This is a genomic window from Lentzea sp. NPDC006480 (genome assembly GCF_040611995.1).
Classification (GTDB): Bacteria; Actinomycetota; Actinomycetes; order Mycobacteriales; family Pseudonocardiaceae; genus Lentzea.
The window spans coordinates 80,964-105,353 of the sequence record NZ_JBEXPJ010000001.1 but is presented as its reverse complement, the minus strand read 5'-3'; the positions used below and the strand labels follow the sequence as shown (position 1 = coordinate 105,353).

General features: G+C 67.2%; 30 protein-coding genes. 15 read left to right on the top strand and 15 right to left on the bottom strand.

The genetic code is table 11. The features are described from left to right. Positions 1-8 precede the first annotated feature (8 nt). From atpA to ABZX92_RS00470, 7 genes are all read right to left on the bottom strand, one after another. Positions 9-1,655, bottom strand: coding sequence for a F0F1 ATP synthase subunit alpha (gene atpA / locus ABZX92_RS00500; protein WP_355551724.1), 1,647 nt, complete (start codon positions 1,653-1,655; stop codon positions 9-11). 46 nt (positions 1,656-1,701) lie between these two features. Then, positions 1,702-2,535, bottom strand: coding sequence for a F0F1 ATP synthase subunit delta (locus ABZX92_RS00495; RefSeq protein WP_355552121.1), 834 nt, complete (start codon positions 2,533-2,535; stop codon positions 1,702-1,704). A 3-nt stretch (positions 2,536-2,538) separates the two neighbouring features. Further along, positions 2,539-3,087 (bottom strand): F0F1 ATP synthase subunit B, encoded by a 549-nt coding sequence (locus tag ABZX92_RS00490; RefSeq protein WP_355551721.1) that lies wholly within the window; start codon positions 3,085-3,087, stop codon positions 2,539-2,541. Positions 3,088-3,116: 29 nt separating this feature from the next. Continuing rightward, positions 3,117-3,326 (bottom strand): ATP F0F1 synthase subunit C, encoded by a 210-nt coding sequence (locus ABZX92_RS00485; RefSeq protein WP_355552118.1) that lies wholly within the window; start codon positions 3,324-3,326, stop codon positions 3,117-3,119. Between the two features lie 100 nt (positions 3,327-3,426). Continuing rightward, positions 3,427-4,206 (bottom strand): F0F1 ATP synthase subunit A, encoded by a 780-nt coding sequence (gene atpB, locus ABZX92_RS00480; protein ID WP_355551718.1) that lies wholly within the window; start codon positions 4,204-4,206, stop codon positions 3,427-3,429. 150 nt (positions 4,207-4,356) lie between these two features. Next, positions 4,357-4,812 carry a hypothetical protein gene (locus ABZX92_RS00475; RefSeq protein WP_355551715.1) on the bottom strand — a complete coding sequence of 152 codons (456 nt, stop codon included), beginning with the start codon at positions 4,810-4,812 and terminating at the stop codon, positions 4,357-4,359. Positions 4,813-4,861: 49 nt separating this feature from the next. Beyond that, positions 4,862-5,620 carry an AfsR/SARP family transcriptional regulator gene (locus tag ABZX92_RS00470; RefSeq protein WP_355551712.1) on the bottom strand — a complete coding sequence of 253 codons (759 nt, stop codon included), beginning with the start codon at positions 5,618-5,620 and terminating at the stop codon, positions 4,862-4,864. Between the two features lie 177 nt (positions 5,621-5,797). Here ABZX92_RS00470 and ABZX92_RS00465 point away from each other — a divergent pair, with 177 nt between their 5' ends. Further along, a complete protein-coding gene (locus ABZX92_RS00465; RefSeq protein ID WP_355551709.1) occupies positions 5,798-6,202 on the top strand; it encodes a hypothetical protein in 405 nt (134 codons plus the stop codon). A gap of 53 nt (positions 6,203-6,255) precedes the next feature. Here ABZX92_RS00465 and ABZX92_RS00460 read toward each other — a convergent pair whose 3' ends face one another. After that, positions 6,256-7,395: an MraY family glycosyltransferase gene (locus ABZX92_RS00460; RefSeq protein ID WP_355551706.1), complete on the bottom strand. Its 1,140-nt coding sequence runs from the start codon at positions 7,393-7,395 to the stop codon at positions 6,256-6,258. Positions 7,396-7,475: 80 nt separating this feature from the next. Further along, positions 7,476-8,126: an L-threonylcarbamoyladenylate synthase gene (locus tag ABZX92_RS00455; protein WP_355551704.1), complete on the bottom strand. Its 651-nt coding sequence runs from the start codon at positions 8,124-8,126 to the stop codon at positions 7,476-7,478. 106 nt (positions 8,127-8,232) lie between these two features. On the opposite strand from ABZX92_RS00455, the gene ABZX92_RS00450 reads away from it, so the two are divergent. From ABZX92_RS00450 to ABZX92_RS00390, 13 genes are all read left to right on the top strand, one after another. After that, entirely contained in the window at positions 8,233-9,300 is a 1,068-nt protein-coding gene (locus ABZX92_RS00450; protein ID WP_355551701.1) for a hypothetical protein, read from the top strand. An 84-nt stretch (positions 9,301-9,384) separates the two neighbouring features. Next, complete coding sequence (locus ABZX92_RS00445) at positions 9,385-9,540, top strand: hypothetical protein (RefSeq protein ID WP_355551698.1); 156 nt, start codon at positions 9,385-9,387, stop codon at positions 9,538-9,540. Positions 9,541-9,562: 22 nt separating this feature from the next. Continuing rightward, positions 9,563-9,697: a hypothetical protein gene (locus ABZX92_RS00440; protein WP_355551695.1), complete on the top strand. Its 135-nt coding sequence runs from the start codon at positions 9,563-9,565 to the stop codon at positions 9,695-9,697. A gap of 188 nt (positions 9,698-9,885) precedes the next feature. Further along, on the top strand, positions 9,886-10,734 hold the full coding sequence (locus ABZX92_RS00435; RefSeq protein WP_355551692.1) for a helix-turn-helix transcriptional regulator: 849 nt from the start codon (positions 9,886-9,888) through the stop codon (positions 10,732-10,734). Further along, on the top strand, positions 10,658-10,885 hold the full coding sequence (locus ABZX92_RS00430; RefSeq protein ID WP_355551689.1) for a DUF397 domain-containing protein: 228 nt from the start codon (positions 10,658-10,660) through the stop codon (positions 10,883-10,885). The genes ABZX92_RS00435 and ABZX92_RS00430 overlap by 77 nt, the downstream gene beginning before the upstream one ends. A gap of 100 nt (positions 10,886-10,985) precedes the next feature. Beyond that, a complete protein-coding gene (locus tag ABZX92_RS00425) occupies positions 10,986-11,423 on the top strand; it encodes a type VII secretion target (protein ID WP_355551686.1) in 438 nt (145 codons plus the stop codon). Further along, positions 11,420-11,953 carry a DUF3558 family protein gene (locus tag ABZX92_RS00420; protein WP_355551683.1) on the top strand — a complete coding sequence of 178 codons (534 nt, stop codon included), beginning with the start codon at positions 11,420-11,422 and terminating at the stop codon, positions 11,951-11,953. The genes ABZX92_RS00425 and ABZX92_RS00420 overlap by 4 nt, the downstream gene beginning before the upstream one ends. Before the next feature lie 96 nt (positions 11,954-12,049). Then, on the top strand, positions 12,050-13,210 hold the full coding sequence (locus ABZX92_RS00415; protein WP_355551680.1) for a hypothetical protein: 1,161 nt from the start codon (positions 12,050-12,052) through the stop codon (positions 13,208-13,210). Beyond that, the gene (locus ABZX92_RS00410; protein WP_355551678.1) at positions 13,207-13,956 is read left to right on the top strand and encodes an ESX secretion-associated protein EspG; all 750 of its coding nucleotides are present in this window, start codon (positions 13,207-13,209) and stop codon (positions 13,954-13,956) included. The genes ABZX92_RS00415 and ABZX92_RS00410 overlap by 4 nt, the downstream gene beginning before the upstream one ends. Then, positions 13,953-14,435, top strand: coding sequence for a YbaB/EbfC family nucleoid-associated protein (locus tag ABZX92_RS00405; protein WP_355551675.1), 483 nt, complete (start codon positions 13,953-13,955; stop codon positions 14,433-14,435). The genes ABZX92_RS00410 and ABZX92_RS00405 overlap by 4 nt, the downstream gene beginning before the upstream one ends. Next, complete coding sequence (locus ABZX92_RS00400) at positions 14,432-14,731, top strand: hypothetical protein (RefSeq protein ID WP_355551672.1); 300 nt, start codon at positions 14,432-14,434, stop codon at positions 14,729-14,731. The genes ABZX92_RS00405 and ABZX92_RS00400 overlap by 4 nt, the downstream gene beginning before the upstream one ends. Beyond that, entirely contained in the window at positions 14,731-15,981 is a 1,251-nt protein-coding gene (locus tag ABZX92_RS00395; RefSeq protein ID WP_355551669.1) for a hypothetical protein, read from the top strand. The genes ABZX92_RS00400 and ABZX92_RS00395 overlap by 1 nt, the downstream gene beginning before the upstream one ends. Then, the gene (locus ABZX92_RS00390) at positions 15,978-16,607 is read left to right on the top strand and encodes a hypothetical protein (RefSeq protein ID WP_355551666.1); all 630 of its coding nucleotides are present in this window, start codon (positions 15,978-15,980) and stop codon (positions 16,605-16,607) included. The genes ABZX92_RS00395 and ABZX92_RS00390 overlap by 4 nt, the downstream gene beginning before the upstream one ends. A gap of 145 nt (positions 16,608-16,752) precedes the next feature. On the opposite strand, the gene ABZX92_RS00385 is transcribed toward ABZX92_RS00390, so the two are convergent. Genes ABZX92_RS00385 through ABZX92_RS00365 form a run of 5 tightly spaced genes read right to left on the bottom strand, consistent with a single transcriptional unit; the run spans position 16,753 to position 22,865 of the window. Beyond that, complete coding sequence (locus ABZX92_RS00385; RefSeq protein ID WP_355551663.1) at positions 16,753-19,764, bottom strand: ATP-binding protein; 3,012 nt, start codon at positions 19,762-19,764, stop codon at positions 16,753-16,755. Then, positions 19,761-20,390 (bottom strand): hypothetical protein, encoded by a 630-nt coding sequence (locus ABZX92_RS00380; RefSeq protein WP_355551660.1) that lies wholly within the window; start codon positions 20,388-20,390, stop codon positions 19,761-19,763. The genes ABZX92_RS00385 and ABZX92_RS00380 overlap by 4 nt, the downstream gene beginning before the upstream one ends. Beyond that, positions 20,387-21,370, bottom strand: a complete 984-nt coding sequence (locus ABZX92_RS00375; RefSeq protein ID WP_355551658.1) for a hypothetical protein — start codon at positions 21,368-21,370, stop codon at positions 20,387-20,389. The genes ABZX92_RS00380 and ABZX92_RS00375 overlap by 4 nt, the downstream gene beginning before the upstream one ends. After that, positions 21,367-21,837, bottom strand: coding sequence for a hypothetical protein (locus ABZX92_RS00370; RefSeq protein WP_355551655.1), 471 nt, complete (start codon positions 21,835-21,837; stop codon positions 21,367-21,369). The genes ABZX92_RS00375 and ABZX92_RS00370 overlap by 4 nt, the downstream gene beginning before the upstream one ends. Positions 21,838-21,884: 47 nt before the next feature. Beyond that, a complete protein-coding gene (locus ABZX92_RS00365; protein WP_355551653.1) occupies positions 21,885-22,865 on the bottom strand; it encodes a TIR domain-containing protein in 981 nt (326 codons plus the stop codon). A gap of 175 nt (positions 22,866-23,040) precedes the next feature. Between ABZX92_RS00365 and ABZX92_RS00360 the strand changes: the two genes are divergently transcribed. Then, positions 23,041-23,526, top strand: a complete 486-nt coding sequence (locus ABZX92_RS00360; RefSeq protein ID WP_355551651.1) for a hypothetical protein — start codon at positions 23,041-23,043, stop codon at positions 23,524-23,526. Here the strand turns inward: ABZX92_RS00360 and prmC are convergent. Next, positions 23,523-24,389, bottom strand: a complete 867-nt coding sequence (prmC, locus tag ABZX92_RS00355) for a peptide chain release factor N(5)-glutamine methyltransferase (protein ID WP_355552115.1) — start codon at positions 24,387-24,389, stop codon at positions 23,523-23,525. The two genes, ABZX92_RS00360 and prmC, sit on opposite strands and share 4 nt — an antisense overlap. Position 24,390 lies beyond the last annotated feature (1 nt).

Genomic DNA, 24,390 nt, shown 5'->3' with positions numbered 1-24,390 from the left:
GGCTCAGATCACTTCTTGGTGGGCTCGGGCTTGTGGACCTTCACCGATTCCTGGGCGACCTTGTCGGCGTCCATCGCCTTCTCGGGCGCCTCGTTGACGATCGTCGAGCCGTCCGAAGCGGTGAACTGCTTCTTGAACTCGTTCAGGGCGGCGACGACGCGCTTCTGGGCGTCCTCGGGGAACTTCTTCGTCTCCACGATGCTGCCGAGCAGGTCGGCGTGGTTGCGACGCAGCGAGTCCTTGAAGTCCGCGACGAAGCGACGGATGTCGGCGACGGGAACGTCGTCCAGGTGGCCCTTGGTCGCGGCGAAGATCTCGACGACCTGCTCCTCGACCGGGACCGGGGAGTACTGGCCCTGCTTGAGCAGCTCGACCAGACGGGCACCGCGGTCCAGCTGGGCGCGCGACGCGGCGTCGAGGTCGGACGCGAACGCGGAGAAGGCCTCCAGCTCGCGGAACTGCGACAGGTCGAGACGCAGCGAGCCCGCGACGTCCTTCATCGCCTTGATCTGCGCGGCACCACCGACGCGGGACACCGAGATACCCACGTTGACGGCCGGGCGGACACCGGCGTTGAACAGGTCGGACTCGAGGAAGCACTGACCGTCGGTGATCGAGATGACGTTGGTCGGGATGTACGCCGACACGTCGTTCGCCTTGGTCTCGATGATCGGCAGACCCGTCATCGAACCGGCGCCGAGCTCGTCCGACAGCTTCGCGCAACGCTCGAGGAGACGCGAGTGCAAGTAGAAGACGTCGCCGGGGTAGGCCTCGCGGCCCGGCGGGCGGCGCAGCAGCAGCGAGATCGCGCGGTACGCCTCGGCCTGCTTGGTCAGGTCGTCGAAGATGATCAGGACGTGCTTGCCCTGGTACATCCAGTGCTGGCCGATGGCGGAGCCGGTGTACGGCGCCAGCCACTTGAAGCCGGCCGAGTCAGAAGCGGGGGCGGCGACGATCGTCGTGTACTCGAGTGCGCCCGCCTCCTCCAGCGCGGTCTTGACGCCCGCGATGGTGGAGCCCTTCTGGCCGATGGCGACGTAGACGCAGCGGACCTGCTGCTTCGGGTCGCCCGACTCCCAGGCCTTCTTCTGGTTGATGATCGTGTCGATGCAGACCGCGGTCTTGCCGGTCTTGCGGTCGCCGATGATCAGCTGACGCTGGCCGCGGCCGATCGGGGTCATCGCGTCGATGGCCTTGATGCCGGTCTGCATCGGCTCGGACACCGGCTGACGCTGCAGCACGGAGGCCGCCTGCAGCTCCAGGGCGCGGGTGTCGTCCGCGACGATGTCACCGAGGCCGTCGATCGGCTGGCCCAGCGGGTTGACGACGCGACCGAGGAAGCCGTCGCCGACCGGCACGGACAGGACCTTGCCCGTCCGGCGGACCTCCTGGCCCTCTTCGATCTTGTCGAAGTCACCGAGGATGACCGCACCGATGTTGCGGACCTCGAGGTTCAGGGCAACGCCGAGGACGCCACCGGGGAACTCGAGCAGCTCGTTCGTCATCGTGCCGGGAAGGCCTTCGACGATGGCGATGCCGTCGTAGGTCTCGGCGACGGTACCGACCTCTTCCCGGCTGACCTCCGGGGAGTAGCTCGAGACGTACTTCTCGATCGCACTGCGGATCTCGTCCGACGAGATCGTCAGCTCCGCCATGTCGTTCCTGCTCTCACTTCTTCGTTCTTGGGAAAGGGCTCGGGGGCTAGCTGGCGAGATTGCGGCGCAGTGCCGCCAACCGGCCGGCGATGCTTCCGTCGATGATCTCGTCGCCGATCTTGATCGTGAGACCGCCGGCCAGGGCCGGGTCGACCTCGACGTGCAGCGCGATCGGGCGCGAGTAGATCGTGGTCAGCGTCGCGGTCAAGCGGTCTACCTGCTCCGCCGTCAGCGCCACCGCGGACCGGACGTGCGCGACCGAACGCTGACGGCGCTTGGCCGCCAGGTCGGCGAGCTCGCCGAGACCGTTCGCGACGCGCAGACCGCGCGGGTGGCGGACCAGCTGGTCGACCAGCGTCTTGGTGACCGGGCTGACCTTTCCCTCGATGAGGGTGTCGACCAGCGCGACCTTGCCGTCGACGGCACCAGCGGGATCCGCCAGCAGGAGCTCGAGCTCGTGCGAACCCGCCACGATGCGGCCGAGCCGGAACAGCTCGTCCTCCACCGAGTCGAGCTGGCCGTCGCGCTCGGCGCGCACCAGCAGCGTGGTGCGGGCGAGCGACTCGACGCCGTCGACGAGCTCACGCGGGCTGGACCAGCGCGCGGTCACGACGGCGACCAGCACCTGCAGCGTCGCTTCGCTCACCTTGCCCGCGAACAGGCCGCGGACGAGCTGCTCACGACCGGCGGCCTCCGACGAGGCGTCGGCGAGCGCGCGGCGCAGCGAGGACTGCTCGATCAGCAGGCCCAGCACGGCGAAGAGCTCGTCGCCCAGCTTGGCGAGCTCGTCCGTGGACGTGGTGGCGTCGGCCAGCTCCAGCAGCCGCAGTTCCGCGGCTGCCAGAGCTTCACGACTAGCGGCATGCAACGTCATCGGCAGCCTCTACTTGCTCGCCGGCGCCGCGACGGCGTCCAGCTCGTTGAGGAAGCGGTCGACGGTGCCGCGGCGGCGGGCCTCGTCCTCGAGGGACTCGCCCACGACCTTGCTCGCCAGCTCGACGGCGGTGCGGCCGAGGTCGGCACGCAGCTCGGCGACGATCTGGGCGCGCTGAGCGTCCAGCTGGTGCTGGCCCTGCGCGATGATGCGCGCGGACTCGGCCTGCGCCTGCTCGCGCAGCTCCTCGATGATCTGCAGGCCCTCGGCCCGCGCGTCGTCGCGGATGCGCGCGGCCTCGGCGCGAGCCTCGGCCAGCTGCTCCTTGTACTGCTCGAGAGTGCGCTGAGCCTCGGCCTGAGCCTGCTCCGCCTTCTCGATGCCGCCCTCGATCTTGGCCGTCCGCTCCGCGTACAGCGCCTCGAACCTCGGCGACACGAACTTCTTGATGACGAAGAAGAGGAGCAGGAACGCGACGAGACCGAGAATGACCTCAGCCAGCTGCGGAACAACCGGGTTGTGCGGCTCTTCCGCGGCCAGGATCAGGGTGCGGTACACGACGTCTCCTAACGCGTTGAAGGGTTAGGTCAGGCGGTCGCGATGAAGTACACGACGAAGCCGATCAGCGCGAGGACCTCGACGATGGCGAAGGTGGTCCAGGCGAGGCCGAGCAGCACGCCGCGGGCCTCGGGCTGACGAGCGGTGCCGCTGATGACCGAGGAGAAGATCAGACCCACGCCGATGCCCGGGCCGATGGCCGCGAGACCGTAACCGATGGCCGCAAGACCCTTGTTCATGTTGATGGCGTCCTGGGCGATCTGGATAGCGCTCACTGTTGCTGTTCCCTTTCCAACTCGGTCCGCGAGTGTTCGCGGATCGGAGGCTTTGTGCTGTTTGTCAGTGCTCTTCTGCCAGCGCCATGCCGATGTAGCTGGCAGACAGCAGCGCGAAGATGTAGGCCTGCAGGCACATGATCAATGCCTCCAGGAAGGTCAACGCGAGGGCGAAGGCGAAGGACACCGGCGCCACGATGACGGTCAGACCGCCGTTCAGCAGCAGGAACTCACCAGCCAGGGTGAACACCAGCAGCAGCAGGTGACCCGCGAACATGGCGGCGAAAACTCGGATCGCCAGCGTGAGCGGGTTCAGGACGAACTTCTGGAAGAACTCGATCGGGATCAGCAGCGGGAGCACGAACCACGGCGCGCCCGGCGGAACCGTCTGGTGCTTCAAGTAGCCCACAAAGCCGTGCCGCTTGAACCCGACGAAGTGGTACACGGGGTAAACGACGAGCAACGAAACGGCGAGAGGGAAGCCGATGTGCGACATCGTCGGGAACTGGATGATCGGGATGAGCCCGAACAGGTTGTTCACCAGGACGAAGGTGAAGATCGTGAGAATCAGCGGGATGAACGGCTTGAAGTCCTTCGCGCCGATCTGTTCCCTGGCGATGTTGTTGCGCCCGAAGTCGTAGAGCGACTCGGCGGCGAACTGGAACTTGCCGGGGATGACCTTCAGGTTGCGGGTCGCCGCGATGAAGAAGGCGCCGATGATCAAGATCGACAGCACCAGCAGGACCATCGGCTTGGTGACCGAGCCGAAGATCGGCGGGAGGAAGAAGTCCGCAACTCCGGGGGCGACGAACGTGTCACCCTCAGCCAGCACCATCGTGGTCACTGTGTTCCTTCCGGTTCTCCCGGCCGGCGTTCACTCCGCCGGGGGAATCGTCACGATCTGGACTTAACGTACCTTACGGTTCGCAAGCGACTACCAGAGGCACCCCTGCTATCGGGTGTCCCTGGTCTGCGCGGACCATATCAGCAGGTCTCAGGCGCCTTCCGAGGCGGGCACCACCATCTGACTACGGCTGCGCCTGGAGGCTCTGGCCTCCAGGAACGACGTCACCACAACAGTCGCCACCAGGGTGATTCCCAGCGCCTTGGGCTCCAGCCACGACTGGCCGCGCAACAAGATCACCGCCGCCAGCAGCACGATCAGCTTGCCCGTGAATCCACCGAATGCGGCGACCATCACGAACATCGGATCGAGTGCCGCGGTCTTGCGCATCAACAACAACGTCGCGAGGCTCGAAGCGATGGCGATCGCACCACCGATCAATGATCCGATGAGACCAGCGGCCCCCCAGATCACAGTTGACACGACGACACCGAGGACAAACGTGCCGAGCGCGGCCCAGGCGGCCGCGCGGAACATTTCCCCGGCGAGCCGCTGGATCGTCAGCTCGTGCGTGACGGCCTTGACATCGTCGTTCATGCCGCTCATGCACTGAGTGTAGGAACCACCTATACAGCGCTCGCGGGCAGCCCCCTGGTTAACGACGGTTAAGCGGGCCCAAACAACGCGCCGCGTCAATTTCCCGATCGCGCAGGATCTGATCGTGCAACTCCGAGAGCCGCCGCCCCGGCCCCACCCCCAGCTCATCGACGAACAACCGGTAGATCGCGCGGTAGCTCTCCAGAGCATCCGCTGAACGCGCTCCCCTGTGCAGCGCCAGCATCAGGAACTCGGCGAACCGTTCGCGCAACGGGTGAAGCCTGGTCAGCCCGCGCAGCTCGGGGACCAGCTCCCGGTGCGCGCCGAGCTGGATCTCCAACTCGATCCTGCGCTCGAGCGCGACCAGGCGTTCCTCGTTCAGGCGGTCGGCCTCGAACCTCATCGCCTCCGAGGTCACGTCGGACAACGCCGGGCCGCGCCAGAGCGCCAACGCCACGCGCAGGTCACCGAGCTCCGCCCGCGAATCGGGATCACGACGATTCGCCAGGCTGCGAAACCGGTGCAAATCGACCTGATCGGGGTCGACATCGATGCGGTAGCCAGTGGTGCTGCGCAACACGCAGGGACCAAACCGGCCGAGTGCTCGCCGCAGACGTACGACGTAGACCTGCAGCGTCGAATGCGCTCGTGACGGAGGTGCGTCCCAGACCCACTCGATGAGCTCGGCTTCCGACACCGGTCTGCCCGGCCGCAGCAGCAGGGCAGCCAGCAGGCCGCGCAGCTTGCCGGCCCTGAGCGCCACCGCGCCATCGTTGATCGACAGTTCTCCGAGCAGCCCGAACGTACAGCTCTCCATGCGGTCGTCATCCCCCCAGACAGTCAACCGCCGGTCACGGTACCGCTACGTACCGTGTTGCGCAGCTGGTTCTGAACCCGCCAAACCACCTACACGCGGTGTAGGCGACTCGTCGCAGCCGCTGGCTAGCTTCGGTTCGCCGGGCTTCCCGGTGAACCGAAGAGATGGGGGCCGATGATGAGCAAGATCAAGAAAGCGGCGCTGGCGACCGCCGTCGCGATGAGCGCGTTGACCTCGCTGGTGCTGACCGCGCCTGCGGCGAACGCGGACACGAGGGGCTGCAACGGTTCCGGTGGCGGGTACTGCATCTGGGTGCAGGGCTCCGGCAACCACGTGAACAGGGTCGTGGTGGGCGGTACTTCGCTGAGCGGGATTCTCAGCTTCACCGGCCACTACCGGATCTTCGGGCCCGACTTCAGCCGCAACACCGAGGAGAAGGAGTGGAAGTGGTACGAGCGGCCGTACGTCGACCGCAACCAGGACTACCCCTCCGGCTCCAAGTTCTGCATGGAGCAATGGTCTTCGAACGGTCGCGGCGGATGGGACCTGCTGAGCCTGCCGTGCGTCTACACGCCGGTCTAAACGCCATCTGACACTGGAAAACGGCCAGGCAGGACATCTGCCTGGCCGTTTCGTCATGACTTGCGGGCGTCCCGCAGCCGCGGGATCACCGAAACGACAAACGTCACGATCAACCCGATGACGAAGCACGTGGCCACGATGATCGGGTCGAACAACGTGAGCGCCACCGCGCCGAACGCGAGCACACCGGCCCACAAGTAGATGAGCAGTACCGCGCGCCGCTGCGAGTGGCCGATCTCCAGCAACCGGTGGTGCAGGTGCATCTTGTCCGGCGAGAACGGGCTTTCACCGCGCCGGGTGCGCCGGATGATCGCCATCAGCAGATCGAGCAGCGGCACGAACAGCACGGCCGCGACGACGATGAGCGGCGAGAGCAGACCGAGCAGGTCCGCGGCGCTGCCGGTGGCCTGGTTGATCTTGCCGGACGCGCTGGTCGTGGCGGCGGCGAGCATGAGACCGATGAGCATCGAGCCCGAGTCGCCCATGAAGATGCGCGCGGGGTTGAAGTTGTGCGGCAGGAAGCCCAGACAGGCACCGGCGAGCGCGGCGGCGATCAGCGCGGGCGGGTAGGCCTCGACCGCGCCCTGCCGTTCGACGAGCAGGCCGATCGAGAACGCGCACGTCGCCGCGGCGGCGATGAGCCCGATGCCGGCGGCCAGACCGTCCAGGCCGTCGACGAAGTTCATCGCGTTGATCATGGTGACCGCGAGCAGAACGGTGAGCAGAGCACCCTGGTTCTGGTCGAGGCTGATGGTCGCGCCACCGTCCCACGGCACCCACGCGATCATCCACTGCAGACCGAAGAGCACCAGGATGCCCGCCGCCGTGACCTGCCCGGCGAGCTTGGTGAGCGAGTCGAGCTCGAACCTGTCGTCGATCGCACCCACGAGCACGATGACGCCGCCCGCGACCATGACGCCCCACGGGTCGTTCGAGAAGTCGAACGCCGCCCGCAGCACCGGCAGCTGGTGCGCCACGAACATGCCGCACAGCACGCCGCCGTAGATGGCGACACCACCCATGCGCGGCATCGGCTGCACGTGCACGTCACGCTGCCGCGGGTAGGCCACCGCCCCGAGCCGGAACGCCATCGCGCGCACCAGCCCGACGAGCAGGAACGTCACGACGGCAGCGATCAACGCGACGAGCAGGTACTCGCGCACGGGAAGGACGAACGAGGATGCGGGCCCCACGGGCCTACCAATCAATCGGGAGTGTTCGGGGTGCTCGCCACGGTACTCGCGACGACATGATCAATTCTGACACCAGCTGGTCAGCGGGCGACGTCGACCTCGATGCCGAGCACCTCGTCGACTTCTTTCTTGCTGACCGCACCCTCCCGCAGGATCAACGCGTCCGGCCCCGTCAGGTCGACGATCGTGGACGCGATGTTCTCACCGCTCAACCCGCCGTCCAGGTACACCGGCACCGCGTCGCCGAGCTGCTCACGCGCCTCCTGCGCACTCGCGGCCGGCGCGTGCCCGGTCCTGTTCGCGCTGGACACGGCCATGGGCCCGACGTCGCGCAGCAGTTCGAGCGCCACCGGGTGCAACGGCATGCGCAGCATCACCGTGCCGCGCGTCTGCCCGAGGTCCCAGGCCAGGCTCGGCGCGTGCGGCAACACGATGCTGAGCCCACCGGGCCAGAAGGCCTCGATGAGCGCCCGCGCCTGCCGGGGCACGCTGAGGACCAGCCCGTCGATCGTCGTCCAGGACCCGACCAGCACCGGGACGGGCATGTCGGGCCCGCGCCCCTTGGCGTCGAGAAGACTCCGGACGGCTTCGGCGTCGAACGCGTCGCAGCCGATCCCGTAAACGGTGTCGGTGGGAAGGACGACGAGGCGTCCGCTTCGCACCGCACCGGCCGCGGCGGCGAGACCCGCCGCGCGGTTGCTCGGTTCGCTGCAGTCGTAGACCGTGCTCACCTCGGTGAGCCTAGCCAGCCACCCCGACCGGGTGTCGCAAGGCCCCCGGTCACTCAGCGTTCCCTCAGCTTCGGCTCGCTACGTTGGCGTCGATCTGGGGGGATTGATGAAACAACAGCACGACATCGCCACGCCGTGGGTCATCGGGATCGCGGTCTTCCTGGCAATGGCCTTCTTGGCCGTGGTCGCCTTGTTCGGTCTTCCGTTCATCCTGCAGCGCATGAACGACGACCTGCCTGGCAACGTGGACGGCGACCCGTCGTCGCCGGTGATGTTCCAGCTACCGGGCACCGGCCCGGCGATCCAGTACGGCGGTGTCCCGGTCCACGACGCCTGCTCGCTGGTGACGATGTCCGGCTTGTCGTCTCTGGGCGCGCGTCTCTCGCGCGACCACGCCGTCATGCACTCGCACCTGGCCGGCGACGTCCCTCTGGCGGCTTCTGCTGCTTCGGGTTCCAGCGCGGCCAGCACCTGCGCCTACACGCTGTGGGGCCACGAGGTCGTGAACGTCTCGGTGCACCAAACACCGTTCAACACCACCGCCTCGCTCACTCGCCTCGTGGACCAGGCAACCGTTCTGGGCTCTCCGGTCCGGTCCTCGTCCGGCCTGTCGATCGCCTCCTGGCACGAGGAGGTCTCCGAGCACCTGGTGATCTGGAACGCTGACCTGGTCGTCTCCATCTCGTTGCAGACCAAGGACTCCACCGGCGCCTTCACCATCGACGCGCTCATGTCCAACCTGGAACCCCTTGTGTTGTCGCGAATCTCCTCCGGCCCGACCGCACCCATGCGCCACGCCTACGGCTCCCCTTCCAACAACGTGAAGGACCCGTGCACCATCGCCAACGCTGATGCCTACACGGCAGCCTTCCCGTCCTCCGACGGTTCAGCATCCATTGTGGACGGCTTCTATCCTCTGTTCGCCCCGATCCCGGAGTCCGAGGCAGGCCGCGGCAACGCACGTCGCGTCGAACTCTCCTGCAAGCGCAGCAACATCGCCGACTCGGGTCAGCGCCGCACACTGCAGGTGGACCTAGTGGTGTGGGACCGCCCCGAAGCCGCCGCTCGCCACCACCGCAAGGCCCCCGGATCGTTTCTCACCGACAACGTCAGCGTCACCGTGTCCGACGTCAACGCCGCCCAGGTGATCCGTTCAGCCGGAGTGTTCCGCTGACCCGATCGGTTTTGCCTCTGTGGCAACACCTTCCCGCGCGAGTTCGACGCTGGCTTCCTTGAGATCGTGCTTTGCCCACATCCCGTGACCGCCGTGTTCGGCACGTTCGAGCCACCTGATCGGTTGGACGCCATCTGCCGGTTGTGCCTCAACGCGTGGTCCACCGACACCATGCCGATGGACCTCTTGGAACGGCTGGTCGTGCACATAAGTGCCGGGAACTTCCGCCGTGTGGGCTGAGCTTTCGACCACAGGAGGCCTCATGCCGGAGAAGGATCTCGTCAAGCTCGGTGAGGAGATCATCGAACTCTCGACCGCCTGGCCGGGCACAGGCCTGGAGAAGGTGGGCGAGTTCGCCCGCGACCTCGGCAACGTCCTCCTCCCAGAGGACAAGTGATGCGACCGATCATCGGCCTCGCCCTGCTCCTGGTGGCCACGACCGCAATCGGCCTCCTGACCCCGTTGCCACCAGAAGACGTCTGTACAAGGGGAAAGATCTCCAACCTCCACCCGCGGTGACCCGATCGGGTTTGCCCCGCGCGCAACTCCCCTTTCGTCCTCTTACGACCCGGCACCATGCTTCGCATGAACGTCACCGTGCGCGCCGAGGAGCTGGGAGACGACCTGCGCCGCCTCCGCGAGGCTGCAGGCCTGTCCCTGGAACGCGCTGGCGAGCTCATCGACGCCTCCGCCACCAAGATGAGCCGCTTGGAGAACGGCCTGCGCGAAGGCTCCACAGAGGACGTCGCCGCCCTGCTCGCCATCTACGGCTGCGTCGGTCCCCTCCGAACCGAGCTGCTGAAGCTCGCCCACGAGGTGGACCGGCGCGGCTGGTGGCAGCGCACCAAGCCCACGTTCGACGAACGCGTCCGCACTCTCCTCAACCTGGAGCGCAAGGCCGACCTAATCGTCAACTACGAGTGCGCGAACGTCCCCGGTCTGCTTCAACTCCCCGACTACACCCGCGCACTCATGATCGAGTGCGAGATGGTTCCGACCGATGAGGTCGAGCAACGGATGGCGACCCGCATGAGGAGCCACTCCGTCCTCGACCAGCCGAAACCACTCCGGCTGCTCGCACTGATCGACGAGTGGGTACTGCGGCGGCTGATCGGCAGCTCAGCGATCATGGCAGCGCAACTCGACAAACTCGCCGAGTCAGCGGAGCGCTCGAACATCAACATCCGGGTGATCCCCAACAGAGGCGCACACGCGGGCCTCAACGGTGCGTTTTGGCTGCTCAAGCGCGACAGCGGACACAAGGTGGTGTACCTGGAGAACCTCACGTCCAGCTTGTTCCTCGAAGAGCCCGACGAGATCGAGACCTACGAAACCGCCATTCGGCACCTGGCCCGGCGTGCGCTGCCTGCGGAAGAATCGGTACGGAAGATCACCGAACTGGCGCGCAGGTGGGAAACGGGTGAACTGGCGTAAGAGCAGCTACAGCGGAAGCCAGGAAGGCTGCGTCGAGGTGGCGTTGACCACCTCATACGCAGGTGTCCGCGACTCCAAGCATGCATCCGGACCTGCGCTTTCCTTCTCACTTAGCGCGTTCAGGAGCTTCCTGACCAGGGTGAAGTTTTAGCCCAAACAGGGTTAAGTAGTTCAACGCATCCCCCGAACGGGCGCACCTCTGTATGGTCATGAGCCGACCACAGAGCGCAATCGGGGAGGGTCGAGCTTCTGTGTCCGAGGAAGTAGTGACAAGCGGCAAGGTCGGAGCGCTGTCGGGGGGCTCCTGGACCGACATCTTCAGCGGCGGGTTCAAGGCCGTCGCCGAGGCCAGCAAGGCTGTGGCCGTCGCGGTCGAGACCCAGCAGCTGTCCGTCGACCCGCACCTGGTCGACGCCATGATCAAAAAGCTCGACCAGATGCAACAAGAGCTGAGCAAGATCCAGAGAAAGTCGAACGACCTCAGCCGTGACACGAAACTGGGAGACGGCTACGCCCAGGATGTCACCAAGTCCAACATGACGTTCGGTCAGAAGACTGCGCAGCAACTCGTCGAGGTCGCGAAAGCGATCGAATCGCTGAAGACCCAGATCGAGAAGAGTCGCGCCTCCTACCAGAACGTCGACCAGGCACACGCCGACTCGCTCAAGAAACTCAACGGGAAGTCATGAAGCGCATCCTCATCGTCACCTTGATCGGGTTCGCCGCACTCACCGCCGGTTGCACCGGCACCAAGGGCACTCCCACGACGACGACCACTTCGGGTGGCAGCACGCCGACGAGCAGTTCCGACAGCGCTTCGGGGTTGGGGTCGGTCAAGCCCTGCGAACTGCTCACCGACTCCGAAGCAGGCGGACTCGGCTTCAGCGTCCCAGGTGAGCCCGAGAAGTCCGGTACCGGAGCTGGCTGTGACTGGGAAGTCGCGGGCGACGGCGGCCTTCTCGTCAGCGTTCGCACCGACAAAGGCCTCAACGACCTGAACGTCCAGGGCGACAACGTCTCCAAGATCAAGGTCGGCAAGTTCACCGCGACCAAGGTCGAAGCTGACAACGGGTCCAAGGCCAGCTGCACCATCATCATCGGGGTTACGGAGAAGTCGTCCGTCTCGGTCCTCTCGACTCTGAAGCTCACGTCTGAGGACACTGCGGCCTCGTGCCAGCGCGCGTCGAAAGCTGCCGACCTGATCGCACCCAAGCTGTAGTAGCGACGCCCGAGGGGGGATCTCATGGCGCCACCACCCATCAAACCCACCGTTCCGACCCCGAACGCGAACTATCCAGGCCAGAAGCACGAGGAAATGAAGCGCCTGGTCAACGACAAGTACAGCCCTGATGACGCCACGGCAGTCGCCGACACGTGGCGATCGATGGGGGACACGTTCAAGGAACTGGCAACAGACTTCCAGATCTTGATCAACGGCTCACACGACGCGTGGAAGGGCCGGGCTGCTGAGGGGGTTCGGAACGCACTCGGCAAGGTCGGCGCGTTCTCGGATACCACCGGCGACGGTTTTCTGAAAACGGCAGGTGCCATCGAGCAGCAGCGTGAAGCGGCGGTTCAGGCGAACAAGAGCATGCCCGAGCCGGTCGACTTCAACCCCCTCGACATCGCCAAGAAGTGGGCGGGCGCCTCCGTCATCTTCCCGCCGGCGATGGTCGCCTCACCGGTTGAGATGTACATGAAGCACAACGAGCAGCAAGAGGCCAAGGCCGAGGCTGTTCAGGTCATGCAGACGCGCGACAACACCATGATGTCGGCCGCGATGTCCATGCCCACCATGGAGTCAACCCCGCAGGTCACGCACGACCAGGGCGTCACGCAGCCGAGCAGCACCACGCACTCGCAGAGCCTCAGCAACGTCAACGCCAACCAGAGGTTCAGCAACAACACCGGCATGCCGAACATGCCCGCGACGCCGCCGCCCGGCACGAACAACGGCACCACGAATCCGTCCTGGGTCGCTCCGCCGACGACCCCGCCGACGGTTCCGCCGGGCAACAACCTGAACAACCCACCCGGCGGCCAGAACAGGCCTCCGTTCACCCCGCCCGGTGTGCTGCCTCCCGGCATGCGCCCGCCCGGCGGCGGGCAGACCGGGCGGCCTGGTCAGGGTGGGCCCGGTATGGGGCGCGGACCTGGTGGCGGCGGCGCTGCTGGTGGCCGAGGCATGGGTGCCGGTGGCATCGGCAGCGCGGCCGGTCGCGGTGCGGGCAGCTTCGGCCCCGCCAATCCCGGTGGTAGCGCCGGAGTCATGGGCAACGGCCCAGGCGGAGCAGGAACGGGCGCTGGTGCAGGCGCCGCAGGTCGTGCGGGCGCTGCCGGCGCCGGAGGCATGGGTGGCGCTGGTGGCGGCAAGGGTGGCGAGGAGGACAAGGAGCACAAGTCCAACTACCTCATCCCCACCGACGAGTTCTTCGACGACGATCGCATGGTCGCGCCGCCGGTGATCGGCGGATGAAGCAGATCGCCCAGCTCTCCCTGCCCGCGTTCGAGGTCATCTGGGAGGACCTGCGGGCAGGGAGCATTCCCTACCCGTTCGACATCAACCAGCACGGCGAGACGCTCGATGAGCGCGCCCGCATCAAGGCAGCCGTGCACCAGGACCTCGAACGCAAAGGACTCGCGCGGCGCGGGCGGCCGGAGCCTGATCTTGAGGACGCGCTGAACCTGTTGGCGCGCCCCGAACTTCGCGTCATCGCCCTGTGCATGCCGGATCTGAACCAGCAGAAGGTCGTGCGGGCCAGCGTGGTGGCCCGCGGCGGCTACGCGGTGCTGGTGGTCCAGGAGGACACCGGCATCACGCTGAACCTGGTGCAGCCCAACGAGATCGCCACCAGCCTCGCGAACGCCATGCCGCACGGTAGGCCAGGCCCGGGCAAACTGGTGACCGTGCCCGCCCAGGCCTTCGAGAGCCCGCAGCAACAACAAGGCTTCCGGCAAGCGGTTCGCACGGCGGAGAACGACGACGTCCGCATCGCCAAGCAGATGCTGACCGGACCCGCCATCGGCAACGGCCACTTCCTCGTGCAGCTGGGGCAGGGCCGCACCAAACGCGACTTCCCGCCCGTCACGTGGATCGACACGAAGCAGGGCCGCTACACCAACGTCGAGACGCGCAGCGGCTGGTTCACCATCAGCCCCGCCGACAACATGGGCCTGGCAAGACACCTCGGACAGGTACTGGCGATGACGAGCGAGCGATGAACCCGGAACAGATGATCGCGGACCTCGAGTCCAAGGCCCAGCAGCTGCGGCAACGCTCCCAGCAGATGCAGGACCAGATCCAGCACGCCAGCAGCACCGTCACCTCCCCCAACGAGGCGGTGACCGTGCGCGTGGCGCCCAACGGTGCCTTGCAGCACATCGAGTTCTCACCGACAGCGACGCGCCTGACGCACGTGCAGCTGAGCCAGCTCGTCATGCAAACCGTGCAGAAAGCACAGGTTCAGGCGGCTGAGCAGGTGGCGTCCATTGTGGAACCCGAGTTCGGCGGCACCCAGGCGATGGACTTCCTGCGCAGCTTCATCCCGCAGCCAGAGGAAGAGGAACAGCCGCCGCAACAAGAAGACGGCCGGGTCATGAACGAGGTCTCGTGGAACGGCCCGGCACCGAAACCCGCGCCGCCACGCCCTCAGCAACGACCGGATGAGGACGAGGACGGATTCGGGAGCGTGCTGCGATGAGCGGCTTCAGCGTCAACCCGAGCGAGCTGCACGCCTTCGCCAAGGACCAGCTCAGCCGCCAGGCAGCGCTGGAGGCGGCTGCGGACAAAGCCGCCGGGGTGAACCTCGGTGGCGACACCTTCGGCGTTCTTTTGCAGTTCTTCGCTTTCGACGCCGAGGATTCGGCGCACAAGACGGTCGAGGCGATCCGGGAACTCGCCAAGGGAGTCGGCGATGCCGCGGAAGACACCAGGACCACCGCGTCGTTCTACGAGCTGAACGAGGACGCCAACCGCCACCGGTTCGGGGAGCGCTGATGAACACCTGGACCGGTTGGGACTCGGACGGCAAGGTGACTGGCACTGACAACTTCGCCGGCGCTGGTGTCTTCGAATCCCTGGCCCAGACCGTCGACTCGATGGGCAGGCTCGGCGAGGGTGATGCGGCCGAGCTGGGTCTCAACGCCGCCGCACTCGGCCTGGACGCACTTGGCGTGTTCATGGACCCGGTCGGAGCGCTGGCGACGGCGGGAATCGGCTGGCTCATCGAGCACCTCAGCTTCCTGCGCGAACCCCTCGACTGGCTCGCGGGCAACGGTGACAAGATCGAGGCCGCGGTCGGCACGTGGAACCAGGTGTCGCTCGCGATCGCACAGATCGCGGACGCGCAGAGCAAGGCCGTGCAGAGCCAGGTCAGCTCGTGGCAGGAGGCGGCGGCTGAGCGCTTCCGATCGAGTCAGAACCAGCTCGTCGCCGAGATGACCGCGGTCAGCAGGTCGTGCGCCGCGGTCGGTGAGCAGGTCGCCACGGCCGGCACGATCACCGCTGCCGTGCGAGGCATGCTTCGCGACCTCATCGCCATGTTCATCTACGAGGTCATCCGCAACGCGATCATCGCCTTGGCTTCTTCCTACGTTTCGCTGGGCAGCTCGATCGCGGCGTTCTCCGCTTGGGCGGTCGGGCGCGGCGCGGCCGTGCTCGGCAAGATCACTCAACAGATCGCCAAGCTGGTGAAGGTCATCGCCAGGATCGCGGGCAGGCTCAAGAACCTCTTCGCGAAGCTGGGTGATGTCCTCGCGCGACTTGCACGCTTCGGCAAGGGCGGGCGAGCAGTCGACGCCCCGAGCGCTCCGCACGCACCAGCTACCCCGAAGACCGATGCGCTGCGCGACGCGGGAAAACGGCTGGAGGACTGGGGAAACTCACGCCCGACCGCAGGCGAGGCGTTCGACAAGCTCAAGCAAGGCGGACGCGAGCTCAAGGACGGTTACGCGGATGCGGGCAACACCTGGAAGAACAAGTACGAAGAGCCGTACAGCCAGAACGTTCCCTCCAAGCCGTGGCAGCAAGACGCCATCAACGCGTACACGCCGTTCAAACCGATCACCAAGGCCGACGGCTCCGTGACGCCGCACTCGGTTCCGAACGTGCTGGACGGCGGCTACCAGGTCAAGCTGGGCGCGGATGTCCTCCGTGAAACCACCAAGCAGGACGAACTGCAGGAACAAGGCGTGCCGAACGACCAGAAGAAGGCCTTCGAACGACAGCAGGGACATCTCGACCTGTGACCGCAGCCGATGATCAGCCAAGCCGCACCGGCCGGGTGCGCTGGGCACTGCTGCTGACGATGGCGCTCGGCTGCGCGATCGCGGCACCCCTCCTTGCGATGAAGGAAGACCTGACGGCACTCCTGGCCATCGCGGTCGTCCTGGTCTGCGGGGCTACCGCCTGGTTCGCGACGGCACGGTTGCGACCGTGGAGCAGTACTTCCGCGTGGGCAACGTTCGGTGTCGTCGCGATCGCGTTCGTGTCCTCGGTGGGGATGAAGTCCCTCTGGCTGTCGACCTACGGCGAGGCGGCGAACGGCTGCCTGGTGACCAAACGCTCGGAGCACCCTTCCCGCCGCTCACCGACCACCTACAGCAACGAACTGAGCTGCGGCTCGAAGCAGATCCACTACCGCCCGAGCTCCGACTACTCGGCGAAACCCGTCGGGGAGCGGATCGACCTCGTCATCGACCGCACGGGCCTCGGTGTCTATGCCGAACCGGGCACGATCAAACCGACGACCAGCGCCGTCGTCGGCGTCGCGGGACTGCTCGGAGCCGGGTTCGTCGGCGCGGTGCTCTGGTGGCCCGTGAAGAAGCCGAAGAAACGGCCGGACAAGCCCAAGATGCAGCGCGACTTCCTCTAGATCGGCGCACACGCGGTCACGCGCGAGGCGGCGGATCCTCGAGCGCGTGACCGCGTGCCCTCCCCAACGTCAGAACATACGACCGTTTGGCCCCAAGGTGACCGAACGTCGAGTTATTGGCCACGATTTGGCAACTCAGCGCAACTCAGCGCCGGGCCCGGTCGATCACCTCGTCCTCCGTCAGCGGGCTCGGCGGGTGGTGGCTGAGACACATCGGCACGGTGGTGAGCCGGAAACCGGTGGCGTCGGTCGCCACGAAGAACTCACCCCTGGTCAGGCGCGCGATGTCCGGTACCGCGCTGCCCTTGGCCCTCGCCAGTTCCTCGGCCGCGCGGATCTGCGCGGAGGTGCCGAGGCGGCCGAAGATCTGCGTGGTCGCATTGCCGGTGATGCGGTTGTCCAACCCCTTCGGCGCCTGCGTCGCGAACACCAGACCCAGGCCGTACTTGCGCGCCTGGGCGGCCAGCATGCGGGTGCTCTCGGTCGAGGTCGTCGTCTTGCCAGAGGGTGCGACCGTCTGCGCCTCGTCCATGACGAGCAGCCAGCCCAAGGACTGCACCGGGTTGCGCTTGACCCAGGCGAAGAGCTCCATCTGCAGCTGGCTCACGAAGCTCTGCCGCTGCTCCTCCGTCCCCAGGCCGACCAGGCTGATCACCGACACGCGGGCGGTCGCGCCGGGTGACGGGGTCAGGAGCAGGGCCGGGTCCACCGGTTCGCCCGCTGCCGCGAACAGGCGGTCGGTGATCATCGCGGCCTTCAGGGTCTCCGCCATCTCACCTGCCATCGCGCGGGCGTTGGCCATGTCGGTGACGCCGTTCGGCAGGTCGGTCAGCAGGTCGACGAAGGCCGAGAGCTCCCGCTTTCCCATGCCCGCGAACGCCTTCAGGGCGTCCCGCAGCACCGCGCGAGATCGCTGGTTCTTGACGGTCGACGAAGCCACGCCGGCGCGGGGAGCCAGCGCCGACACCGCGACGTCCAATGCCATCTCGAACTCGTCCGGATTGTCGAGGACAGAGGCGAAGTCCGGCAGCGGTTGGAACGACAACGGCCTGCCGGACTGCCGGTTGGGCGTCCACACCACGACTTCCGTGCCGTTGAGATAGGCACGCGCGCGTTCGGCATCGCCGGTTCCCCACCGCGGCGGCGGGGTCGGCCACGCGTCGCCGAGGCGGGCCAGGTCGTTGTTCGGATCCAGGACGATCGCCGACACGCCCCGCAACGCGCACTCCTCCACCAAACGCCGCAGCAGCACCGTTTTGCCGGAGCCGGTGCCGGCGCAGATGAAGACGTGCTCCCGCAACGTCGCCAGGTCCACGGAGACATCGCCGATCGGCACACCCGAAGCGTCCACCGGTTCCGCGGTCAGCTGACCGGACATCGCGGGGAACACCGTCGGCAGCACCCCCGCCAGCAGCTCGGTGTCGCTCGCCGGCTTGCGCGCCATGAGCCACCCTGGCAAGCGTTGATCCTTCGACGCGAGCATCTCCTTCAACGCGAAGAACGTCCGCAGATCCGACTCGGTCACCGGCACGTCCCGGCCACCGGCCTCGCGGAACGCGGTGACGGACTCGTGGGTGACCTTGCCAGAAGGCCACGGCTGGTTGCGCAACAGGATCAGCTTGCGCCGCTCGGTCTCCAGATGGTGCGCGGCCGCGCTGCGTGCCTTCGCCAGTCGTGACTGCGCGGCACGGGCATTGGAGTGGGCGATGGCGCGGAACGCCCAGTGCGCCTCGTTCTCGGTGTCCTCGTCCAGCGTGCGGATCAGCCTCGCGTGCAACGCCGGTTTCACGGACGGCGGTGACTCCAGGCTCCAGCCGTGGTCGTTCTCCCCCAGCTCGGCGATCCACGCGGTCAGCGCCGCGGACAGCAGACCCGGCACCACCTCGTCCTCAGTCGACTGATCGAGGGCGGGACGGACATCCGCCTCCGCGCGCAGCTTCTCGAACACGGCGTCCAGCGCACTCAGGTCGTCCTCTGCCGGAGGCGGCGGCGCGGGGACGGGTTCCGCCTCGGCGTCGAACCTCTCCAGCTCGCGCACCTCGCCGCTGCGCAGACACCACCGAGCGTGTTCGTCGATGCGCTGCAACAACTTGCGCGGCGTGTACTGCTGCATGCCGGCGAAGGCGTACTTGCTGATCGGCCACGTCGGGCTGGGCGGCACGAACTCCAGTTCCCGGTAAGTCACCGCGAGCCGCTTCTCCACCAACGCGCGTGCCAGCGTGCCGTTCGGGATGTCGGAGAGCTGCTGCTCCGTCCGGAACCGGTCGGCGAACGTGTCCGCCGCCTTGTTCCGCAACGACTCCCAGACGTGCGGCAGGCACGCGACGAGCGACAACGTCCTGCTCGTGTGGTCCCGCAACGACATCAGACCTTCGCCGACCAGACCGAACAGCTGATCGTCCGCACCGGAAGCACCGGAAGCACCGGAAGCACCGGTGGCCCGCTTCGACACCGCGACCAGCTGGTCGATCTGGTCGACGGCCACCACGATCGGCCCGGTCAGCGCCAGCAGCCTGGTGACCTCGCCGACGATGTCCTGCGGTCGCTTGGGATGCGGCCTGATCCGCCAGGTCTCGCGATCACCCGGAGTCGTCTCCGGCATCCCGCTCAAGTAGTCGTCACCGATGTTGGACAGGCGGTCGTCCGGCGACGCGAAGAGCACCAGCGCGCGCAACGTGTCCTGGCACTCCTGCCACGCCAACCGGTTGTACCTGCGCACCGACCCGACGAACTCGTCCACGCTCGTCACCGGTGTGCCGGTCAGTGACGACAACCGGTGCAGGAACTGCGCGACCTGGGTCCGGCCATCCGCACCCGGCCGCACGAGCCCCTCGACGAACGCGTTCGCCGTGTTCGTCCAGAAAGCGTTGCCCTCCATGAGCTTGACCAGGAAGAAGTAGCCACCCGTCTCCTGAACCTGCCCGCGCACCCAGCCGAGCAGGTGCGTCTTGCCGACGCCCTTCTGCCCCTGGATCACCAGCCCGATCGGGCTGGGTCCGTCGCTGCGGTCGGCATCGGCCAGGCCCGCGAGCACGGCCTCCTCGACCTCGGTGTGCAGGCCCTCGACGTGGAACTGCGTGCCGCCCCAGACGTCGTCGGGGGTCAGCGCCCAGTTGAACCGCAACGCCGCCAGGGCTTTGCGCTCCTCGGGAGTCATCGCGCACCGATCGCGACGAGGTGGCGGTCCTCCCCGCCGATGCGGATGGCCGCGGCACGGTCCTCCTGCGTGAGCACCTTCTGGTTCGACTCCGGGATGATGTTGACGTCCGCAGCCCGGTTCAACCGGTGCAACGCCTGGTCCACCTCAGCGCGGGACTCCCCGTCGAGCGCGTCGCGCAACGCCGCAAGTCCAACCCACGCACGGGGTTCCGGCGCCAGCTTCGCGTACGCGGCACGTACCCGCACGTCGATGGCCAGCTCTCCCGCCTCGAACACCTCGTGCAGGCGCAGGCCGGACCGCTCCAGGAACCGCGCGAGGCTGCCGAGCACCGCGTACAGCGCCCCACCCGCAGACTGAGCCCTCGGTGGTGCTCCGGCGGTCAGCTCGGACACGCACCACGCCCAGCCCGCGTCGGTGAGCTTGTGGTTGTACGGCAGGTTCCTCCTCGGCTGGGCGCTGGTCACCAGCCCGAGCGCGTTGAGCCCGCGGCGTTCGTCGCCGTCGAGGCGGAAACCGGCGAGTTCCGCGAGCTCGTTGTTGGAGACCTCCCGCGCCTCGGCCATCAGCGTGAGCAACGCCGCACGCTGCTTGATCCCGAGCTCCCGCATGCTCTTCCCTCTCACCCGATCACCTCGAAGCGGTCCACTTTCAGTTCAGCGCGCTGCCCAGCGCTCACCAGCCGCCCGGAGACACGCGCCTTGTGCCCTTCCTTGCGGGCGGTGACCGCCGCGTCGAACCACGTCAGGTCGGTGATCCGCATCCACACGGTGTCGACCTGAACCATCCGGTCCTCGCGCACCACCCACACCGGTCCGGTCACGGTCACAGGCCCCAGGTCCGTCGCCTCACGCAGAAACCTGGCTCCTGCCTGGATTCGTGCACCCGCGCGCTCGCCGAACATGACCTCGGAGGTTCCGCCGCCCGCCCAGCGGAACGAGAACCCGAAGGGCAGCAACGACTTCCTGCCCGCGAGCCCGGTCATCGCGTCGCACAGGTCCGCCGAGGCGCCGGCGATGACCGCGTGCCGGAAAGCCGCCGGATCCTCCTCGGCCACCGCCACGCTCACCGCGTCGAGAGCCGTGTTCAACCGAGCCAGCACGCGCCGCGCGTAGTCCTCGGCCGGTACTCGGACCGGCAGCACGCAGCTGCCCGCGCGCGACGGGCCGACCTGCATCCGGTCGACCAGGTCGTGCACCTTGTTGGACAACCTGCCCCGCGACCCGATGAACGCACCCTGGTCCACCGCCCTCGTCGTGGCGTGCACGACACCGATGAGACTGGCAAGGCTGTCCACCGCGAACGACAGCGGAGACCAGGCACTCGGCACCTCCGGCGGATGCGTGTGCACGCTGATCATGTCCGCGGACGGCTCGCCGATGTCGAGCGCGACATCATCGGCGGCACGGCCTTCCAGCGCCGCGACGCCGTGCAGCAGCTCGCGGATCCGCAGTTCCGCGTCGTTCGTCCCGTCCCGCGCGGGCACCAGCACCTCAGCGCCACCGTCGTGCGCCCACACCGTCACCGTGCTCCACACCTGCGGTTGCGGATACCAGCCCGTGGCACGGAGGTAGCGGGTGACAGCATCCACCGGCAGCGCGGTCATCGGACACTCCGCAGCAACTCGCGCAACGCCGGTCCGGTCAGCACCCTGGCCAGCGAGATCTGCACAGGACGGCTCCGCGAGCGATCCGGTGCGGACACCGGGACCTCGTCGCCCATCGGGTGGAAGTAGCCGAGATGCCGCAGCACCATCCCGTCGGACTGGAACGACACGTAGGCCTGATCAGGCGGCAGCACCAGCAGGAAGAGGAAGCGCGGCACCGTGAAGTCCTGTCCCGCCAACCGGTTGAAGCACAGCTCGTCGAGCCCGTCGTAGCACCACTCCGCACCTTCGCCACTGGGCTCAGCCGTCCAGACGACCCGCGCCTCGATCGCGGGGAAGACCGAGGCGGGGAAGCGGAACCCGAAGTCGACGCCGTCAGCGGCCACGTCGCAGGCGGACACGTGCAGTCCGGCGGCGGTGGCCAGCGCTCGCACGTATCCACGCGCCAACTCCACCGGCTCGGACACCCGTCCGAAACTAGGACCGGACGGACCACGGACCGCCAGGCGTCGAGTTATTGGCCAGGATTTGGCAACTCCTGCCACGCGGTGACCATGTTCACCGCGCTCCGCAACGTCGTGAGCCCTTCCCGGAAAGCGGTCATCGGACGCCGCAGCGGGACGCTCACCAACTCCGCCCTCGCCGTGCTGGCGAGCAACAGCTCAAGCGCGTCGACGAGCTCGGTCAGAGCCGCCCCGCCAGGCCCGATCGGAACCGGCCCGGCCCGCAGCAAGCGGTCGACCTCGCAGACCCTGCGTTCGTACGCGCGAGCGGTGTCCCGCAACCGCAACGCACCCGGCAGCAAGGCCTCGGCCCGTGTCAGTTCATCGCCGTCGGTCCGCACGACGTCCTGGAACTGCTGCAGCACCTCGGAAACCAGTGCCACGACATGACCGGTGTCGAACCCGAAGCGCTCGATGTCGGCGACGGCCTCTGCGGCGTCGGGCACGTGCAGGTCGGCGCCGGTGACCAGCCGCCGTTCGGCTTCCTCGACGTGATCCACCAGCTCGCCGGCCAGGCCGAGCATCGTGCGCCGCCACGCGGGTGAGGACGGGCCGTCGAGCCACGCCTCGCGGACGCTGCGGTGCTGGCGCTCCACGATGATCTGCACGGCCAGGTCCGGGTTGTGGTCGGTGAGGTGCCCCTGCCCCAGCAGCACGACCGGTAGGAGCAGGCTGCGGACGCCGTCCACGAAAGCCTGGTTGTAGAAGACGAAGAGCTCCTCCCGGCAGTACGGGCGGTCGAAGTAGCGGCGAGTCAGGACCGGGATGAAGACGGTGGCACTGCGCACCGACGCCCTGATGGCGGGCTGGGCGAGGTCTCCCCAGCCGATCTCGTCGCGATCCAGGAAGATCTCCAGGTCACGTCCGCGGTCGGCGTAGGCGTAGTGGCGCAGGGAGTCCCTGAAGTCCTCGACGAAGCCCATGACGAGGTCGTCCTGGCGGGCGTAGCTCAGGAAGCAGCGGATCGGCGGGGCGTCCGGGAAGGGCGTCATTTGCCCTCGTTCGGCGCATTGACAATTCGCAAATCTGTCACCTCTGGTCAATTCCGAGCTCGACCGACTATTGTGCCAGCAAACACCAGAGAAGGTATTGCAAAGCACACTAACAACACCTCTGACCTGCGTAGATGACCAGCGGTCGATTCAATGACAGAAAGTGGACAGGACAATGCCATCTCCCCCGGACGACGCTGGACACATTCCGAAGTCGTCCGGCGCCGATCGCCGGGAGTGGATCGCCGCTCGGACTCGGGCCGGCCTCACGGCGCGGACCGCTCGCGCCCGGCTCAGCGGTGGACGTGACCGCGCCGATCTCGACGCCCTGCAGGCTCACCGGCGGGTTGTCCGGGAGCAGCAACGACAGCGCGCTGTGCGAGGAGTGCGGGGGAAGCTCATGAACGAACGGAACTTCGTCCACATCGGACACATCAAGGACGTCAGCACGGTGCTGCGGCTGCTCGACGAGCTGCGCGAGGACCTGAACGACGCGAAGGCGCCCACGTCGACCATCGAAACCGTTGACGATCTGCGGGTCGAGGCGCGCAAACCCAAGCCCAGCAAGGACATCACGGGTCATCTGATGGAGAAGCTGGCTGACCGCGGCCTCGGTGAGCAGATGAAGGAGCTAGAGAAGGCCTTCGACGCGCTGTTCTAGGAGACGCGGCGGGCGGTCGCGAAGCGCGGGCGGCCTGCCAGATCAGCGTGGTCGAGAACGTCCGTCAGCACCCGGCGCGCGGAGAGCAGGGCCGGCACGGACTCGCCCTGCGTGTCGTCGTGCTCGATTCCGACGAAACCACCTGGACGCAGCCATCGCGCGGCTGCGGACACCACGTGCCGGATCACGTCCAGGCCGTCAGGACCGGAGAACACCGCGTGGTGCGGATCGTGCACGCCGACCTCCGGCTGCACTTCGACACCCTCTGGCACGTAAGGCGGATTGCACACCACGAGATCCACGTGACCGTCCAAATCGGACAGCAAGGAAGGATCCGTGGCGTCGCCCGAGTGCAGCCGGATGGGCGTGTCCCCGGCAGCAGACCGCGTTTCGGCGTTGCGGCGGGTCCAGGAAAGCGCCTGCGGATCGATCTCCACCGCGTGCACCACCGCGTCCGGGCGGGCGTGAGCGATCGACAACGCCAGGGCGCCCGTGCCCGTGCACAGGTCCACGACCACGGGCGAGGAGACGCCGACGAGGGCCTTCAGGCCCCACTCCATCAGCAGCTCGGTCTCCGGCCGCGGCACGAACACGCCTGGGCCGACCTCGACCGAGATCGAGCCCATCGGAGCCCAGCCGAGGATGTGCTGCAGCGGAATGCGGGAAGCCCGCACCAGCACCAGCTTGTGCAGCTGGTCGATCACCTGCGGATCGACCAGCGGGATGAGCGGCAGCCGGCCCCGTTCGACCCCGAGCACGTGCGCGGCCAGGTACTCCGCGTCGACGCGCGGGCTGTCCACCCCCGCGTCGGAGAGGATCTTGGCCGCCTCGGAGATCGCGAGACGGAGCGGCTGCCGGTTCATC

Excerpts from the sequence above, each read along its gene's own strand:
- atpA (WP_355551724.1), bottom strand. The coding sequence starts at position 1,655 with ATGGCGGAGCTGACGATCTCGTCGGACGAGATCCGCAGTGCGATCGAG.
- ABZX92_RS00485 (WP_355552118.1), bottom strand. The coding sequence starts at position 3,326 with ATGAACAAGGGTCTTGCGGCCATCGGTTACGGTCTCGCGGCCATCGGC.
- ABZX92_RS00475 (WP_355551715.1), bottom strand. The coding sequence starts at position 4,812 with ATGAGCGGCATGAACGACGATGTCAAGGCCGTCACGCACGAGCTGACG.
- ABZX92_RS00470 (WP_355551712.1), bottom strand. The coding sequence starts at position 5,620 with ATGGAGAGCTGTACGTTCGGGCTGCTCGGAGAACTGTCGATCAACGAT.
- ABZX92_RS00465 (WP_355551709.1), top strand. The coding sequence starts at position 5,798 with ATGAGCAAGATCAAGAAAGCGGCGCTGGCGACCGCCGTCGCGATGAGC.
- ABZX92_RS00450 (WP_355551701.1), top strand. The coding sequence starts at position 8,233 with ATGAAACAACAGCACGACATCGCCACGCCGTGGGTCATCGGGATCGCG.
- ABZX92_RS00440 (WP_355551695.1), top strand. The coding sequence starts at position 9,563 with ATGCCGGAGAAGGATCTCGTCAAGCTCGGTGAGGAGATCATCGAACTC.
- ABZX92_RS00435 (WP_355551692.1), top strand. The coding sequence starts at position 9,886 with ATGAACGTCACCGTGCGCGCCGAGGAGCTGGGAGACGACCTGCGCCGC.
- ABZX92_RS00420 (WP_355551683.1), top strand. The coding sequence starts at position 11,420 with ATGAAGCGCATCCTCATCGTCACCTTGATCGGGTTCGCCGCACTCACC.
- ABZX92_RS00415 (WP_355551680.1), top strand. The coding sequence starts at position 12,050 with ATGAAGCGCCTGGTCAACGACAAGTACAGCCCTGATGACGCCACGGCA.
- ABZX92_RS00410 (WP_355551678.1), top strand. The coding sequence starts at position 13,207 with ATGAAGCAGATCGCCCAGCTCTCCCTGCCCGCGTTCGAGGTCATCTGG.
- ABZX92_RS00405 (WP_355551675.1), top strand. The coding sequence starts at position 13,953 with ATGAACCCGGAACAGATGATCGCGGACCTCGAGTCCAAGGCCCAGCAG.
- ABZX92_RS00400 (WP_355551672.1), top strand. The coding sequence starts at position 14,432 with ATGAGCGGCTTCAGCGTCAACCCGAGCGAGCTGCACGCCTTCGCCAAG.
- ABZX92_RS00395 (WP_355551669.1), top strand. The coding sequence starts at position 14,731 with ATGAACACCTGGACCGGTTGGGACTCGGACGGCAAGGTGACTGGCACT.
- ABZX92_RS00385 (WP_355551663.1), bottom strand. The coding sequence starts at position 19,764 with ATGACTCCCGAGGAGCGCAAAGCCCTGGCGGCGTTGCGGTTCAACTGG.
- ABZX92_RS00375 (WP_355551658.1), bottom strand. The coding sequence starts at position 21,370 with ATGACCGCGCTGCCGGTGGATGCTGTCACCCGCTACCTCCGTGCCACG.
- ABZX92_RS00365 (WP_355551653.1), bottom strand. The coding sequence starts at position 22,865 with ATGACGCCCTTCCCGGACGCCCCGCCGATCCGCTGCTTCCTGAGCTAC.
- ABZX92_RS00360 (WP_355551651.1), top strand. The coding sequence starts at position 23,041 with ATGCCATCTCCCCCGGACGACGCTGGACACATTCCGAAGTCGTCCGGC.
- prmC (WP_355552115.1), bottom strand. The coding sequence starts at position 24,389 with ATGAACCGGCAGCCGCTCCGTCTCGCGATCTCCGAGGCGGCCAAGATC.